The 15,525-nt window shown below is 68.8% G+C and carries 18 protein-coding genes and 1 pseudogene; 6 read left to right on the top strand and 13 right to left on the bottom strand.

The genetic code is table 11. From position 1 onward, the window contains the following. The 7 genes and pseudogenes from trpA to NI18_RS07125 all read right to left on the bottom strand — a co-directional run. A pseudogene (gene trpA / locus NI18_RS24195) lies at positions 1-102 on the bottom strand (tryptophan synthase subunit alpha); the annotation flags it as partial. Then, a complete protein-coding gene (gene trpB / locus NI18_RS07150; RefSeq protein WP_037529061.1) occupies positions 99-1,352 on the bottom strand; it encodes a tryptophan synthase subunit beta in 1,254 nt (417 codons plus the stop codon). The gene trpB and the pseudogene trpA, both read right to left, overlap by 4 nt. A 96-nt stretch (positions 1,353-1,448) precedes the next feature. Further along, positions 1,449-2,081, bottom strand: coding sequence for a phosphoribosylanthranilate isomerase (locus NI18_RS07145; protein WP_037529059.1), 633 nt, complete (start codon positions 2,079-2,081; stop codon positions 1,449-1,451). A gap of 92 nt (positions 2,082-2,173) precedes the next feature. Then, positions 2,174-2,848, bottom strand: a complete 675-nt coding sequence (gene pyrF / locus NI18_RS07140; protein ID WP_031441226.1) for an orotidine-5'-phosphate decarboxylase — start codon at positions 2,846-2,848, stop codon at positions 2,174-2,176. Then, a complete protein-coding gene (locus NI18_RS07135; protein ID WP_037529057.1) occupies positions 2,848-3,228 on the bottom strand; it encodes a LapA family protein in 381 nt (126 codons plus the stop codon). The genes pyrF and NI18_RS07135 overlap by 1 nt, the downstream gene beginning before the upstream one ends. Before the next feature lie 110 nt (positions 3,229-3,338). Further along, positions 3,339-5,627 (bottom strand): patatin-like protein, encoded by a 2,289-nt coding sequence (locus NI18_RS07130; RefSeq protein WP_037529055.1) that lies wholly within the window; start codon positions 5,625-5,627, stop codon positions 3,339-3,341. A gap of 51 nt (positions 5,628-5,678) precedes the next feature. After that, positions 5,679-6,374 (bottom strand): endonuclease/exonuclease/phosphatase family protein, encoded by a 696-nt coding sequence (locus NI18_RS07125; protein ID WP_031441229.1) that lies wholly within the window; start codon positions 6,372-6,374, stop codon positions 5,679-5,681. Positions 6,375-6,756: 382 nt separating this feature from the next. Between NI18_RS07125 and NI18_RS07120 the strand changes: the two genes are divergently transcribed. From NI18_RS07120 to NI18_RS07110, 3 genes are read left to right on the top strand one after another with little or no spacing between them, the layout of a single operon-like run. Further along, entirely contained in the window at positions 6,757-8,358 is a 1,602-nt protein-coding gene (locus tag NI18_RS07120) for a flavin monoamine oxidase family protein (protein ID WP_037529053.1), read from the top strand. A gap of 5 nt (positions 8,359-8,363) precedes the next feature. Further along, complete coding sequence (locus tag NI18_RS07115) at positions 8,364-8,936, top strand: GNAT family N-acetyltransferase (protein WP_249403177.1); 573 nt, start codon at positions 8,364-8,366, stop codon at positions 8,934-8,936. A 35-nt stretch (positions 8,937-8,971) separates the two neighbouring features. After that, complete coding sequence (locus NI18_RS07110; RefSeq protein ID WP_037529051.1) at positions 8,972-9,520, top strand: RidA family protein; 549 nt, start codon at positions 8,972-8,974, stop codon at positions 9,518-9,520. 16 nt (positions 9,521-9,536) lie between these two features. On the opposite strand, the gene NI18_RS07105 is transcribed toward NI18_RS07110, so the two are convergent. Continuing rightward, positions 9,537-10,109, bottom strand: coding sequence for a cytochrome b/b6 domain-containing protein (locus NI18_RS07105; protein WP_037529049.1), 573 nt, complete (start codon positions 10,107-10,109; stop codon positions 9,537-9,539). A 132-nt stretch (positions 10,110-10,241) separates the two neighbouring features. On the opposite strand from NI18_RS07105, the gene NI18_RS07100 reads away from it, so the two are divergent. Next, positions 10,242-10,724 (top strand): potassium channel family protein, encoded by a 483-nt coding sequence (locus NI18_RS07100; RefSeq protein ID WP_052149048.1) that lies wholly within the window; start codon positions 10,242-10,244, stop codon positions 10,722-10,724. Positions 10,725-10,780: 56 nt separating this feature from the next. Next, a complete protein-coding gene (locus tag NI18_RS07095; protein ID WP_037529047.1) occupies positions 10,781-11,587 on the top strand; it encodes a universal stress protein in 807 nt (268 codons plus the stop codon). Between the two features lie 24 nt (positions 11,588-11,611). On the opposite strand, the gene NI18_RS07090 is transcribed toward NI18_RS07095, so the two are convergent. Genes NI18_RS07090 through NI18_RS07080 form a run of 3 tightly spaced genes read right to left on the bottom strand, consistent with a single transcriptional unit; the run spans position 11,612 to position 13,646 of the window. Further along, the gene (locus NI18_RS07090; protein ID WP_037529045.1) at positions 11,612-12,526 is read right to left on the bottom strand and encodes a hypothetical protein; all 915 of its coding nucleotides are present in this window, start codon (positions 12,524-12,526) and stop codon (positions 11,612-11,614) included. Between the two features lie 38 nt (positions 12,527-12,564). Continuing rightward, a complete protein-coding gene (locus NI18_RS07085) occupies positions 12,565-12,777 on the bottom strand; it encodes a hypothetical protein (RefSeq protein WP_037529043.1) in 213 nt (70 codons plus the stop codon). Beyond that, positions 12,774-13,646, bottom strand: a complete 873-nt coding sequence (locus NI18_RS07080; RefSeq protein ID WP_037529041.1) for an SDR family oxidoreductase — start codon at positions 13,644-13,646, stop codon at positions 12,774-12,776. Before NI18_RS07080 ends, NI18_RS07085 begins: the two co-directional genes overlap by 4 nt. 126 nt (positions 13,647-13,772) lie before the next feature. Between NI18_RS07080 and NI18_RS07075 the strand changes: the two genes are divergently transcribed. Beyond that, the gene (locus NI18_RS07075; protein ID WP_037529063.1) at positions 13,773-14,207 is read left to right on the top strand and encodes a DUF3291 domain-containing protein; all 435 of its coding nucleotides are present in this window, start codon (positions 13,773-13,775) and stop codon (positions 14,205-14,207) included. A gap of 17 nt (positions 14,208-14,224) precedes the next feature. On the opposite strand, the gene NI18_RS07070 is transcribed toward NI18_RS07075, so the two are convergent. Both NI18_RS07070 and NI18_RS25005 read right to left on the bottom strand, forming a co-directional pair. Continuing rightward, positions 14,225-15,232: an NAD(P)-dependent alcohol dehydrogenase gene (locus NI18_RS07070; protein ID WP_037529039.1), complete on the bottom strand. Its 1,008-nt coding sequence runs from the start codon at positions 15,230-15,232 to the stop codon at positions 14,225-14,227. Positions 15,233-15,329: 97 nt separating this feature from the next. Further along, a partial coding sequence (locus tag NI18_RS25005; RefSeq protein WP_037529037.1) for a hypothetical protein occupies positions 15,330-15,525 on the bottom strand: 196 nt, incomplete at its 5' end.

Below are 15,525 nucleotides of genomic sequence, written 5' to 3'. Positions count from 1 at the left end.
CGGCGTCGCGGCGGTCGAGGGATCGCCCGCGGTGACGAACGCGACGAGCGCGGCGCGGTTCTCGGCCGCGGTGCGCGCGAAGGTGGCGGCGAGGCGGCTCAAATCGCCACCCCGAGCGCTTCGGCGACGGTGAAGATGTCCTTGTCGCCGCGGCCGCACAGATTGGCGAGGATGATCTGGTCCTGCCGCATCGTGCGCGCCTTCTTGGTCACGGTCGCGATCGCGTGGCTCGGTTCGAGCGCGGGGATGATGCCCTCGGTCCGGCAGAGCAGCTGGAACGCGTCGAGCGCCTCCTGGTCGGTCGCGCTGTCATAGTCGACGCGGCCGACGTCGCGCAGCCAGGCATGCTCGGGGCCGATGCCGGGATAGTCGAGCCCCGCCGAGATCGAATGCGCCTCGGTGATCTGGCCGTCCTCGTCCTGCAGCAGATAGGTCTTGTTGCCGTGGAGCACGCCGGGGAAGCCGCCCGCGAGGCTCGCCGCATGCTGCTTGTCGAGCCCGTGGCCCGCCGCCTCGACGCCGAGCATCGCGACATCGGCATCGTCGAGGAACGGGTGGAACAGCCCGATCGCGTTCGATCCGCCACCGATCGCGGCGACGAGCAGGTCGGGCAGGCGGCCGACGCGGTCGAGCATCTGCGCGCGCGCCTCGGTGCCGATCACGCTCTGAAAATCGCGGACCATCTCGGGATAGGGGTGCGGGCCGGCCGCGGTGCCGATGATGTAGAAGGTGTCGTGGACGTTGGCGACCCAGTCGCGCATCCCCTCGTTCATCGCGTCCTTCAGCGTGTGTGCGCCGCTGGTCACGGGGCGGACCTCGGCGCCGAGCAGCTTCATGCGGAACACGTTGGGCGCCTGACGCTCGACGTCCTTGGCGCCCATGTAGATCACGCAAGGGAGGCCGAAGCGCGCGCAGACGGTCGCGGTCGCGACGCCGTGCTGGCCCGCGCCCGTCTCGGCGATGATCCGCGTCTTGCCCATCCGGATCGCAAGCAGGATCTGGCCGATGCAGTTGTTGATCTTGTGCGCGCCGGTGTGGTTGAGCTCGTCGCGCTTGAACCAGATCTGCGCACCCATCTTTTCGCCGTTGGGGCCAGGCTCGGCGGATTCACGCAGCGCCTCGGTCAGGCGTTCGGCGTAGTAGAGCGGGCTCGGGCGGCCAACATAATGTTCGAGCAGGTCGTCGAACTGCGCCTTGAACGCAGGGTCGGCCTTGGCGGCGCGATACGCCTCGTCGAGTTCGAGGACGAGCGGCATCAGCGTCTCGGCGACGTAACGGCCGCCGAAATCGCCGAAATGGCCGCGTTCGTCGGGCTGGGCGCGGTAGGAATTGGGAGCAGGGGTAGCGTTCATGCGGAGCGCTTTAGCACCTCGGTACAATGCGCCAAGCCCCTGTATCCCCGCGAAGGCGGGGACCCAGTCTGGCACCCGCCTTCGCGGGTGAACAGTTCAGGTTGCGACCGCCTTCAGGAAAGCCGCGATCCTCGCTTCGTCCTTCGTGCCGGGTTCGCTCTCCACCCCTGACGACACGTCGACCAGCTCGGCGCCGGTCCGCCGGATCGCCTCGGCGACATTCGCCGGGTCGAGCCCGCCCGACAGCGCCCAGCGCAGCGGATGCCGGAACCCGTCGAGCAGGTCCCAGTCGAAGCGCAACCCCATCCCGCCCGGCAGCGCGGCCGAATCGGGCGTCTTGGCGTCGTAGAGGATGCGATCCGCGACACCGACGAACGCGTGCGCGCCGTCGAGATCGCCGCGCGTGCGCACTGCGACGGCGACCCATAGCTCGATCCCGAACCGCGCGCGGATCGCGGCGGCGCGTGCGGGCGTGACCTTGTGGAGCTGCAGCACGTCGAGCGCCGCGGATGCGATCGCCTGTTCGAGCATCTCGTCCTCGGGATCGACGAACACGCCGACCTTGGCGACATGGCCGGGCACGCGCGCGGCGAGTTCAGCGGCCCTGTCGAAGGTCACGTGGCGCGGCGAGGCGGGGAAGAAGACGAAGCCGACATGGCTCGCCCCGTGCCGAATCGCGGCGTCGAGCGTCGCGGGGGTCGAGAGGCCGCAGATCTTGGCGGTAGTCATGGTGTTCCTTAGATCCCGGCGGCCTGTGAATTCCCACATTCTCTGTCAGGATGACGGGGGTAGATCGTCGGGATGACGGTGGACGGTGAGGGTCAGAGCGTCGCGGCGATCGCGCGGGCGGCGGTGTCGGGGTCTTCTGCCTGGGTGATCGGGCGACCGACCACGAGGATCGAGGCGCCGGCGTCGAGTGCCGCGCGCGGGGTGACGACGCGCTTCTGGTCGCCGACATGGCCGTCGGGCAGGCGGACACCGGGCACGACGAAGAACCCCTTGGGCCAGATCGCCTTGGCCGCGGCGACTTCGGCGCCCGAGCAGACGATGCCGTCGACCCCGGAGTCGCGCGCCAGTTCGGTCAGCCGTGCGACATGGTCGTGCGCGCTGCCGGTGATCCCGGTGGCGGTGAGATCGGACGCATCGAGGCTGGTGAGCATCGTCACCGCGATGACCTTGGTTCCTACCGGCGCGGCGGCCTTCGCATCCTCGAGCATCGCGCGGCCGCCGCTGGCATGAACGGTCAGGATCGCCGGGGCGAGCCCGCCGAGCGCCTGCACCGCCTTGGCGACGGTATTGGGAATGTCGTGCAGCTTGAGATCGAGGAAGATCGGCAGCTCGAACTCGGCCATCGCATGCACGCCGGGCTGGCCGTGCGCGCAGAAGAATTCGAGGCCGAGCTTGATCCCGCCGACATGGTGGCGGACGCGACCGGCGATCGCCTTGGCGCGGGCCAGATCGGGGGTGTCGATCGCGACATAGATCGGGCTGCTCATCATGCGACTCCCGGCGGGACCGCGGTCGGCGCGGCGGCGGGCGGGATGGTCGGCGCGATGGCCGGTTCCTCGGAATAGGACGGGGTCGGGTAGGACGGTGTCGGATAGGCCACCGGCGGCACGGCCTGCGCGGCGCGCAGATCGAGGATCGTCCGCTCCGCGGTCGCGAGCCGCTGACGCAGGCGCCAGCGCATCGCGAGATTGTAGAGCAAGGTCGGCAGGAACCCGATCAGGAACGTGACCAGCAACAGCATCGGCAGATTCACGTCGGCGATCAGGCCGCCCCAGAGCCGGATCGGCACGGTCGCCCAGTTGGCGATGGTGAAGACTGCGGCGATGAACGCCAGCAGGCACCAGAATAGGATCTTCAGGAACTGCATGACTTATCCCCTTGCATCCGCCCGGGGGTAAAGCCGCCGTCCGCTTTTGGCCAGCCTTGCGCCAACTTAACCCCGTTCCGGACCGGGCCGGCGGTCACGGACGGTGCGTTTCAGCCGATCTCGCGGCGCAGATCCGCGAACAGGCCGGGCACCGCGGTCAGCCGTTCCTCCTCCTCGTCGAGGATGGCGAGGAACGCGGCGCGCTTGATCGCGGCGACGCGCCCCGGCTTCATCCGCACCGACGGGGGCAACGTCGAGACGGTGATGTCGATCATCCGTTCGGCACCGTGCAGCCGGCCCCAGAGATAGTCGTTCTCCCGGTAGGCGCGGCTGAAGAACGCACCGAAGCTGTTGAACTGGATCCCCTTCAGCGTCGCCTCCGCCCCGCCCGAGCGAATCGCGACCGCGTCGTCGGGGGCGATCCGGTCGACCTTGATGGGATCGAATTCGTCGAGCCCCTCGCCCTGCAACAGCGGCAGCGTCGCGGTGTCGAAATAGGGGAAGCCGAGATAGGCGAGCAGCATCGAGCGGCGCACCGGCCGGTCGAGCGCGACGAACGCCTCCGCGAGCCGCACATCGGTCTCGGCGTCGCGGCGGTTGAGGTCGAGCGAGGCGGCCAGAGCGTCGAGCAGCGGCATCGCGTCGTCGCGCAGCGTGCGGACCGCGCGGCGCAGCGCGGCATGCGCATCGGTCCGCTGGCATTCGAGATAGTCCGACAGCGACGCATAGATCGCGTCGCGGATCGGCGCGAGCGCGACCTCCTCGACCTCGGCCTCGAGCACCGTCAGGCGGCGTGCCATCAGGCGCAATCGGCGGATCCGGAAGCCGAGATCGAAGCGTCGCAGGAACGCGATCGTCGCAGGGCTCGCGCCGCCGCCATGCGCCGCGCCGATCTCCTCGGCGCCGCTCGCCGTCACTGCGGTCGCGATCGCCGCGCGGATCCGGTCCCAGCGCTGCGGCCCGGGTTCGCCGCCGGCATGGAACAGCAGCGAGGTCAGCGTCTCGACCACGCCTGCGACCTTCAGATGGCCATAGGCGGCATAGCCATAGCCTGCGCTGGCCGCCGCGGCCTTCTGCGCACGCGCGCGCCAGTTGGCGAGCCGCGCCGCGGTCGGGCTGTTGAGGAACAGCGTGTGCCCGAATAGCTGTTCGACCTCCCCCTCGACATCGGGGCGGATCGCATCGATGATCGCGCGCATTCGGTCGATCTGCGCCGAGCGCGCGGCGATCGCGTCGAGATTGTCGCGGATCGGCTGCTGGCGGGGCAATTCGCTGATCGCGCCGATGATCGTCTGGAAGAAGCCGGGCGTGCCATTCTGTGGCGGGAGGCGGAACTTCATCCCCGGCGACGGATCGATATAGACGAAGCGGCGGTCGATCTGGCGACGCGCGGGGCGTTCCTTCAGCGCGTCGATCGCGGGGCGGAACGGTGCGTTGGCGAGCACCGACCCGTCGATCAGCACGACCTGATCCGCGCCATTGGTCGCCGACTGGCGGGGCAGGATACGCCTGAGGAAGGCATCGCGCGACGCCCAGGACGTCTTGCGATCGGCGAGCACGCCATCGAGCTCGGCGACCATGAACGGCGGGAACGCACCCGGAAAGCTCGACGTCGCGCGTGCGGCAAAGGCGAGTTCGGGGATGCCCGCCAGGCTGTCGGTCGGCGTGCCGTGATCGGAAAAGTCGACGACGACGCGGTGCTCGGTCTCGACCACCTCGGGCGGCGAATTGAGTTTGAGACGTTCGGGATGGCCGGTGAAATCGGTCACCGTCACGAACAGGTCGAGCGGCTGGCCCGGCGGCAACAGCCGCGGCCCGCGCTCGCTGGCGGCCATCGCGTCGAACGCGTCGAGCAGCAGCCCGGTAAAGGTCGCACCGCCGAACGGGGGCTCGAACCAGCGCGAGCGGACGAAATGCGACAGCTTGGCCTTCACCTCCTCGCGCGTCGTGTCGTCGAGCGTCTGGACCTTGTCCGCGCTGCGCCCCGCCGCCATCCAGGCGAGCGGCAGCGCCCAGGCCTTCGAGAAGCGCGAATGCGGCGCGGCATGGGGATCGATCAGCGCCTCGACATCGGCCGAGCTCAGCCAGAGATCGGTGAGCGGATCGAGGCTCTGCCCGGTCGCGATCGCCTGGGCGAGGAAGATGCCGTTGATCCCGCCCGCGCTGGCGCCGGCGATGATGTCGGCGAGCACGCGGACCTTGAGCGCCCCCTGCGCCTCGATCTCGTCGAGCAGGTCGCGGTAGACCGCCTGGCTGCCGGTCCCGCGGTCACCACCGGCATGATGGCCGTGGCTGGCGCGGACGAGATGCCAGATCTCCTTGGTGATGCCGTGCATGTAGACGGCCAGGCTGATCCCGCCATAGCAGACCAGGGCGAGGCGCAGTTCCTTCTCGCGCACCTGCTCAGCCCCCGACCGGGCAGCGATAAGAGCTGACGGGAACGGTCCGCGTCATGCGGGTTCCAGCGTCGCCCAGATCGGCAGATGATCCGACGCCTTGCGCGCGGCGGCGCTGCTGTGCACGCCGCAGCTAGCGATGCGCAGGTCGCGCGACGCCATGATCCGGTCGAGCCGGGCGATCGCGCGGCGCGAATGGAAGCTCGCGCCGGTATCGGCGAACGCGAAGTCGCGGCCGAAGTCGCGCAGGCAGCCCGAGCCCGCGCTCCATTCGTTGAGGTCGCCCATCAGCACGGTGGGGTGGCGGGTCGCGCAGGCGTCGACATGCGCGAGCACGGCTGCGGCCTGACGCCGTCGCCACAGCCCCGACAGGTCGAGATGCATGCCGACGACGCGGATCATCCCGCCCGTGGTCCGCACGTCGGCCATCACTGCGCCGCGCGGCTCGAGCGAGGGGAGGTGGATCGCCTCGCTGTCGACGATCACCGCGGACTTGCGCACCAGCACGACATTGCCGTGCCACCCCATGCTGAGCGCGCTGAGGCTGACGGGGATCGGCTTCCAGTCGCTATGCTCCTCGAGCAGGTGATAGGGCAGCACGCAGGCGCGCGTGCCGAACCGGCGATCCGCCTCCTGCAGCGCGATGACGTCGGCGTCGATCTCGCGCAGCACCTCGACCACGCGTTCGGGGTTCCGGCGGCGGTCGAGACCGATGCCCTTGTGGATATTATAGCTGGCGACCTTGATCATGTGCGCGGGCTTAACGCGGGATGGCGGGTGCGGGTTGCCGCGGGCTCGGCCGATCGCCCCGGCCTGCGCCGTGCATGATGGATTAACCGGCACCGCACGGCGGCGGAGCGATGGATTGGAATACCGCAATCTCCTTGCGCGTAACAATAGCACTGGGACGCGCGCGAAACAGGACAAAAAACTGCTTGCGCGATCGATTCAATTGGAGTGTCATGGGGTCATAACAAAACGCAGGGACGAACGATAACGAGCTGGTGCGGGCAACGCGCCGGTCGCCGGGGGAGTGTGCCGCGGATCCGAGCCAACAGGACGGACGACGCGAAGGTGAGCGACTTTCCAGGGGACGCGCGGTCGAGGCCGCGCAAACGGGGCGGACTCACAGATGATCACGCGGCGATCGATCCTACAGCATATCGGCATGGCGGGCGGCGCGGCCGCGACCTTCGGGGCGATGGAGGCGCTGGGGATCGCGGGTAATGTCGCGGCGGCGGCGCCGATGCCCGATCTGCCCGCGGGCTTTGGCAAGGGGCGGTCGGTGATCGTGCTGGGGGCTGGCATCGCCGGGCTGGTCGCCGCCTATGAACTGCAGCAGGCGGGGTTCGACGTCACCGTGCTCGAGGCGCGCGACCGGGTCGGCGGGCGCAACTGGACGGTGCGCGACGGCGACCGGATCGTGATGGACGGCGAGGCGGACCAGGTCGCGCGCTTTTCCGACGGCGCCTATTTCAATGCCGGGCCGGCGCGGCTGCCGAGCTTCCACCACCGCATCCTCGGCTATTGCGGCAAGCTCGGCGTCCCGCTCGAGGTCGAGATCAATTCGAGCCGCAGCGCGTTCCTGATGGGGCAGAAGGGCGACAAGGTGCGGATGCGCACCGCGATCAACGACACGCGCGGGCATGTCGCCGAACTGCTGATGAAGGCGGTCAATCAGGGCGCGCTCGACCAGAGCCTGAGCGCGGCGGACAAGCAGGCGTTGCTGCCGTTTCTCAAGACCTATGGCGATCTCGACGCGACGGGGCATTTCGCAGGGACGTTGCGATCGGGGTTCCAGGCGTTTCCCGATGCAGGCGTCGGCGTCTTCGCGCGACCGCCCGCGCCGATGCCGCTCGACCGGCTGCTCGCCAACGAACAGCTGCCGGCGATGCTGTTCGAGGACAATGTCTATATGCAGGCGACGATGTTCCAGCCGGTCGGCGGGATGGACCGGATCCCGGCGGGGTTCGAGCGCGCGCTGAGGCGCAAGGTGGTGCGCGGCGCGGACGTGACGCGGATCCGCAACCGCCCCGATGGCGTCGAGATCGCCTGGCGCGATACCAAGACGGGCGCGGGCCGGATCGCGCGCGCCGATTTCTCGGTCTGCACGATTCCCTTTCCGGTGCTCGCCAAGGTCGACTGCGACTTCGCCAAGCCCGTCGCGCAGGCGATTGCGGGCGTGGTGTACGACCATTCGAACAAGGTCGCGTTCGATTCGCCGCGCTTCTGGGAACAGGACCAGATCTATGGCGGCATCTCGTTCGTCGGCGGCGAGACGTCGCTGATCTGGTATCCGAGTGCCGGGCTGTTCAGTCCGCGCGGGATGCTGCTGGCCTGCTATACCTCGGGGGAGCGGGCGGAAGGCTTTGCGAAGCTGCCGATCGCCGACCAGGTCGAGCGTGCGCGCGCGGCGGTCGAGCGGCTGCACCCGGGGCATGGCAAAGATCTGGTCAACGGCGTCGCGGTCAACTGGAACAAGGTCCCGTACAGCCTGGGGCCATGGCCGAACTGGTTCGTCGGGATGGCGGGACATCAGGAGGGTGATATCGATACCGAAGGCTATCGTCTGTTGTGCCAGCCCGCGGGCCGCACCGTCTTTGCCAGCGCCGCGCTGAGCCAGACGCCGGGATGGCAGGAGGGCGCGGTCCAGTCCGCGCATCACGCGATCGCCGCGATCGCGGGGCTTCAGCGTGCCGATCTGGGTGCGCGGCCGGACCGGGTGGCGGCGTGATCGGCATGATAATGAGCGGCACGACGACGGGCGGGGTGACGATCCGGGCGGCACGGCGGGAGGATGTCCCCGCGCTGGAGCAGCTGATCGCGACGTCGGCGGCAACTTTGGGGCAGGGCTTCTACGCGCCCGACGCGCTGGCGAGTGCGATCCGGACGATCTTCGGGGTCGATACCGATCTGGTCGACGACGGCAGCTATCTGGTCGCGGAGATCGACGGCGCGCTGGCGGGGTGCGGGGGGTGGAGCCGCTTCGCCACGCTGTTCGGCGGCGACCGCTATGCCGACCGGTCCGCCGCGCTGCTGGTACCGGGGCAGGATGCGGCGCGGATCCGCGCGATGTTCACCGCCCCCGGCTTTGCGCGGCGCGGGGTGGGATCGGCGATCATGGCGGCGAGCGAGGCGGCCGCGCGGAAGGCGGGGTTCGACAAGCTTGCGCTGATGGCGACGCTGTCGGGGGTCCCCTTCTACGAAAGCCACGGCTTCGTCGCGGAGCCCGGGATCACCGTCGACGCGGACGGGATCGCGGTTCCGTTCGTGCCGATGACCAAGGCGCTTCACACGCCCGACGCGTTCTGACGCGCGGGACCACCGAATTTTTGGGAGAGACGACCATGCCAGTGCGACCGATCGTGAACCGCGTCTCGCGCAGACTGACCCTTGCGGGTCTGGGGGCGAGCATCGCCTTGGCGGCGATGTTTGCGACGCCGGCAACCGGGCAGATCGTCCGCCACGCCAATCCGGGGCCGGGGCCGTCGCTGATCCTGCAGAGCGTGACGATCCCCGCCGGTGCGGAAACGCTGGTGCTGTCGGGACAGCTCGCCGCGCCGATCGATCCGACGAAACCGGTCACCGGCGTCGAGTCGTTCGGCGACACCAGGACGCAGACGGTCAGCATCTTCACGAAGATCAAGGCGATCCTGGCCGAGCATGGCTATACGATGGCCGATGTCTACAAGCTGACGGTGTTCGTCACCGCCGACCCGAAGCGCGGCGACGGCAAGATGGACTTTGCCGGCATGAACGACGGCTTCAAGCAGTTCTTCGGGAGCGCGGACAACCCTAATACGGTCGCGCGGTCGACGGTGCAGGTCGCAGCGCTCGCAGGCCCCAATTACCTCGTCGAGATCGAGGCAACCGCGGCACGGATGCCGCGTCGCTGAGGCGGCGGGGCGGTGGTCAGGCGTCGCCCCGCGCGCCCGACGGCAGCATCCGGTTGCCGATACGGTCGACGAACTGATGCTTCAGCGCGGCGCCGACATGCAGGACGAGCAGCGCGCAGGTCAGCCAGACGAGCAGGCCGTGCGCCTCCTCGAAACCCTCATGCGCGCCGCGCGGCAGGCCGGGGATGAACGGCCAGCTCAAGCCGCCGATGAGCGAGGTGGTGCTGCTGGTCAGCGCGGGCTTGCCCGTCGACAGATACATCCACCCGGTCGCGGGCAGGCCGATCAGGATGATGTAGAACAGCGCGTGGTTGGCGCGGGCGAGCACGCGTTCCCACGTCTGCAGTGCAGCAGGGAAGGGCGGCGGCGGATTGGCGATCCGCCAGATCAGCCGGGCGATGCTGAGCAGCAGGACCGTGAAGCCGAGCGTCTTGTGCCAGTCGAACCAGCCGGCGCGCAGGTCGCCACGCGGCATGTCGGCAAAGGTCCAGCCGACATAGAGCTGGATGAAGACCAGCGCAGCGATGATCCAGTGGAACGCGATCGCGCCCAAATTGTAGCGCCGTGCGCCATCGCGTCGTGCCGTCATCTGCTGTCTCCCCGGTCGCCCGGTTCTACGCCGCGCGGCCATCGGCGTACAGTGGTCATCCCGCCTGCACCGGGGCTGGTCTAGGTAGATACCCGCATGGGAAACCGCAGGCGGCCGCCCTAGGCTCGGCCGATGAACCTCTTCGTCCAGCTCGCGGTGGCGACGGGCATGGTGCTGGCCACCATCCTGGTCCATCTTGCCGGGCTGGCCGGGCTGTTGCTGGTGATCCGGCGGCAGGGGCGCAGGACCGGGGTGCGGCGGCGCTGGCATGACGTGATCGGGATCATCGGCGCCGCGACCGCGCTGTTCGTGGTCCACGGGATCGAGATCTGGGCCTATGCGCTGCTGTACAGCGGGACGGGCGCACTCGCCGATTTCGGCACCGCGCTGTATTTCTCGACCGCGACCTATACGACGATCGGGTATGGCGACGTGCTGCTCGGGGAATCGTGGCGGATCGTCGGCGCGATCGAGGGCGCCAATGGCGTGATCCTGCTCGGCTGGTCGACCGCCTTCTTCGTCGCGATGGTCGCGCGCATCACGATCGTCGAGCGCGAATTCACCGAGCGGCCAGCGACCCCGCGCCCCGCGGCGGATCCGTATAAACCGCAATAACGCGTGCGCGCCGGGCAGCCTAGCAATAGCGCTGTATCCAACCCGAAAGGCGTCCGATGAAAAACATATTGGTGCTGGCGCATGACGACGAGGGCCAGGAGGCCCGGCTCCAGGCCGCGCTCGATCTCGGGCGTGCGCTGACGGGGCATATCACCTGTCTCGACGTGACCTATATCCCGCCGATCCTGGGCAACGACTATAGCGAGGCGGGCTATGCGATGGCGGCGGTGCTGGCGGACGAAACGACGCGCGAGCGTGCCAACAAGGTGACGCTAGAGGCTCGGTTCGCGCGCGAGGATGTCGCGTGGGACTGGGTCGATGCGACCGGGGAGGCGGCGGCGTGCATCGTCCGTGCCGCGGCGCTCGCCGACGTCATCGTCCTCAACCGCCGGCTCGACAACCCGTCGGTGATCGACATGCGCCGCACCGCGAGCGAGCTGATCGTCAAGTCGGGCAAGCCGGTGCTTGCGGTGCCGGGCGAGTCCCGGGGGATCGATCTGGCGACCGCACTGGTCGCATGGGACGGGTCGCCCTGCGCCGCGGCGGCGCTGCGCGCGGCGGTGCCGATGCTCAGGCTCGCCGACCAGGTCACGCTGTTCTCGGTCGACGACGGGGCGATGGCGTCGCCGATCGAGGACGCCGCCACCTATCTGTCGCGCTACGACATCCACCCCGTCATCCGCCGGATCGAGGTCCAGCCCGGCGGCGCGCCCAAACAGCTGCTCGCCGCCGCCGCGAGCGGGCAATATGGCTATGTCGTGATGGGCGGGTTCGGGCATCTGCGCTTTACCGAGGCGCTGTTCGGCGGGGTGACGCGGACCATGCTGACCAGCAGCCTGATCCCCGTCTTCCTCGCGCACTGACGCCCAATCGTCGGGGGCCGGCGGTCAGAGCGCCCCGGTCAGCAGCAGCTTGCGGACGTCGTCCTGCACCTGGTTGGCGGCGCCCAGCCGCTCGATCAGCTGCGCAGGGCGGCTGCCGCGCAGGCCTGCGACGGTCAGTTCGCCGTCGCGGACATAGGTATAGACCCCGCTGACCGCGAACGCCGCGACATGGCCGATATGCGCCTTCTGCCCGTCGATCGTGGCCGTGAAGCGGTCCGAGACGAAGAAGCAGCGGCGGGTCATCGGCGTCTCGAAGGCGAATTCGAGGATCGCGACCTGTTCACGCTCGGGCGGCACGGTGTGCGCGACGTCGGGCGCGGGCGGCGCCGGGTCCGCATTATCGTAGCGCTCGGGCAGATGCAGCCGCAGCTTCAGCACCGCCGGGTCGGCGGCGAGCGTCTCGGCGAACTGCGTCATGAAGTCCGCAAACCCGGCGGCATCGGTGTCGCCGATCCCGAAATGAACGTGAAGCCGATCAATGCTCTCCCCGCCATTGGGCACCGGGTTGGCGATCCGGTCGACCAGCGTCCGTGACCCCTGCGGCAGTGCATAGGCGACGGTCGCGGCGAACATGTTCTGTTCGTCGGCGAACAGGATCGGGCAGGCGGCGTTGAAAATCTCCTGCTCCGCGGCGCTGGCAAAGCCGATCTCGACCCCGCCATCGAGCACATAGTCGTCGAACGACGCGATCCCGTCGATCGCCGGCCAGAGATGCGCATCCTGCGCGCGATCGAGATGCATCTGGACGTACCAGCCGAGCCCGGGAATGCGCGAGCAGAGCGGTCCGTGCACGTCGCGCCAATAGGTCGCGAAGACCTCGTGCGGGACCTGCGGTCGGCGCAGCACCGTCGTGAAGGTGTTGATCGCGATCCGCGAATCGCGCGCGGAATAGTCGGTCGTGACGCTGGGGTCTGACATGGAAGAATCTTTGTTCTGGAGAAATCGGGGGAGCAGCGTCAGCGCTCGCGGAGATCGGGGACGCTGTAGACAGAGGGTTCGTCGTCGGCGGTGCCGCGCGCGAAGACGGCGATGTCGCCCGGCATCACCTCCTGCCGGGCCCACCGGTCCCATCCGATATGGATGAAATCCGGCGGGCCGAAGATGCGCAGCGCGGCGCTGTATTCGTCGCCGCGAAACCCGACAAAGTGCAGCGCGGGGCGGGCGCTCACAGCATCGGCATGCCGCCCGTCACCGGCAGCAGCGCGCCCGACATGTAGCTGCCCTCGTCGGAGGCGAGCAGGACATAGGCCGGGGCGAGCTCGCCCGGCTGACCCGCGCGGCCAAGCGGCGTGTTCTGGCCGAGCGTCTCGAGCTCGTCGCCGCCCTTGGCGATCGGCTGGATCGGCGTCCAGACGGGGCCGGGCGCGACGCAGTTCACGCGGATGCCCTTGGGCGCGAGCAGGTTGGACAGTCCGATCGTCAGGCTCGCGATCGCGCCCTTGGTGGTCGAATAGACGATCATGTTCTCGGTCGCGATCTTCGCCTGCACGCTGGTCGAATTCACGATCGCGGCGCCCGGCTTCATGTGCGGCACCGCGGCCTTGGCGAGGCGGATCATCGCGAAGACATTGGCGGAGAAGGCATCCTGCATCTCGTCGTCGTCGATATCGTCGAGCGTTTCGTTCATCGTCTGCGCGGCGGCGTTGTTGACGAGGATGTCGAGCTTGCCGAGATCCGCGACGGTGCGCTCGACCAAAGCCGCGCAGTGATCGCGGTCGCGAATGTCGCCGGGCAGCAGGATGCAGCGGCGTCCGGCCTTCTCGACCCAGGCCTTGGTCTCGTCGGCATCGGCCTGTTCCTCGGCGAGATAGGAGATCGCGACGTCGGCGCCTTCGCGCGCATAGGCGATCGCGACCGCGCGACCGATCCCCGAATCGCCGCCGGTGATCAGCGCGACGCGGTCTTTCAGCAGCCCCTTGCCGACATAGCTGTCCTCGCCGTGATCGGGCTTGTTGCGCATCGCGGTCTCGAGACCGGGGCTCGTCTGCTGCGGTTCGTTCGGAAAGGACGTGGGGGCGCTGCTGCGGGGATCGCTCATAATCTCGTGTCCTGGGTGTAGTTTAGGGGGGATATGCGGGTCGAACGAACCAGCACGCGCATCGCTCCGCCGCGCAGGGCCGATCGCGCAGTTGCTGGGCAATGCGGGCAGGCGTAGGTGTCGCGCATGGCCTTTGTCAGCATCACCCGGCTTCGGTTGCGCGCGCTGCGGTTCGTGCCGCTGTTCGCGCTCGATGCGCTCAGGACCACTGCGCAGGTGCGGCGTGCCGACGGGTATCTCACCGGGGCCATCCTGCGCGACCGTGCGCTGACCTTCTGGACGATGACGGTCTGGCGCGATGCCGCGGACATGAAGCGCTATATCGTCGATGGGTCGCATCTGAAGGCGATGCCGAAGTTGATGCACTGGTGTGACGAGGCCAGCATCGCCCACTGGACGAGCGAGACCGCCGATCTGCCCGGCTGGGCCGAGGCGGATCGGCGGATGCGCGGGGAGGGGCGGCCGTCCAAGGTCCGGTATCCGAGCGCAGGTCATGCCGCGCTCGACTACCGTCCGCCGCGGCTGACCGGCGCGGCAGCGATCCCGCCGCGCCGGGGGTAATTACCCAATCTTTGCGCTTACCATTCGATGCCGATCTTGCCGAAATGCGCGCCGCTCTGCTGGAGGGCGAACGCCTCGGCGAGCTGGTTGAGCGGGAAGCGGCGGTCGACCACCGGCTTGATCCCGGTCGCGTCGATCGCGCGGACGAAGTCCTGCTGTTCCTGACGGCTGCCGACGATCAGGCCCTGGAGCCGTGCCTGCTTGCCCATCAGAGCGGCGGTCGGAACCTCGCCGCTGTTGCCCGTCAGCACGCCGATCAGCGAGATGTGCCCGCCGACACGGACCGCGGTGATCGACTGCGCCAGTGTGCCCGGGCCGCCAACCTCGACGACATGATCGACGCCGCGCCCGCCGGTCCAGTCGACGACGTTGCGTCCCCAATCGGCCTCGTCGCGATAGTTGAGCGTGAAGTCGGCCCCGAGCGCGCGCGCACGGTCGAGCTTCTCATCCGATGACGAGGTGATCGCGACCCGCGCACCCATCGCCTTGGCGATCTGCAATGCCCAGATCGAGACACCGCCGGTGCCGAGGAGCAGCACGGTGTCGCCCGCCTTCAGCTTGCCGTCGACGACGAGCGCACGCCACGCGGTCAGCCCGGCGGTGGTGATCGTCGCCGCCTCGACCGCGTCATAGCCCTTGGGCGTGTGCGTGAACGCGGTCGCAGGGAGGACGACATACGCCTGGGCGAAGCCGTCGATGCCGTCGCCGGGCGTCCGCGAGAAATCGCCGATCGTCGGCGTGCCGGTCTGCCAGTCAGGGAAGAAGCACGACACGACCTGATCGCCGACCGCGAATTCGGTCACGCCGTCGCCGATGCTCTCGACCACGCCGGCGCCGTCGGACAGCGGGATGCGGCCATCCTCGGTCGGCATCCGGCCGGTGACGACGCCCAGATCATGGTAGTTGAGCGAACTGCCGTGCAGCGCGACACGGATCATTCCCGCGCCCGGCACGCCCGGATCCGCACGGTCTTCGCTCTGTAGCGTGTCGAGCCCCGCGGGCGATCGCAGCGTCATGGCCTTCATCGTCAAACTCCTGATGTTCGCGCCCCCAACGGCCGAGCCGGGCAAACAGCCGCATGCGATGTCCGAAGCTTTACCCGATCCCCGGCACGTCCCGACGTCAGACCCGGTGGAGCAGCGCGTCCAGATCGGCTTCGCCCAGGATGCGGATCGCGCCACCGTCGCGGCGATAGGCCTCCGCCTTCAGCCGGGCGGGATGCGTGCGCAGCGCGCGCGCCTGTAGGTCGGGGCCGGCGACGAGCAGGATCGTCGTGGTCGCGCGACGGAGGTCATCACCCGCGCGCCGAGCGCGGCGA

Source organism: Sphingomonas sp. Ant20, assembly GCF_000783375.1.
Lineage (GTDB): Bacteria > Pseudomonadota > Alphaproteobacteria > Sphingomonadales > Sphingomonadaceae > Sphingomonas > Sphingomonas aerolata.
Note: the sequence above shows the minus strand (reverse complement) of the source record. Positions and strands in the feature narration are given on the sequence as shown.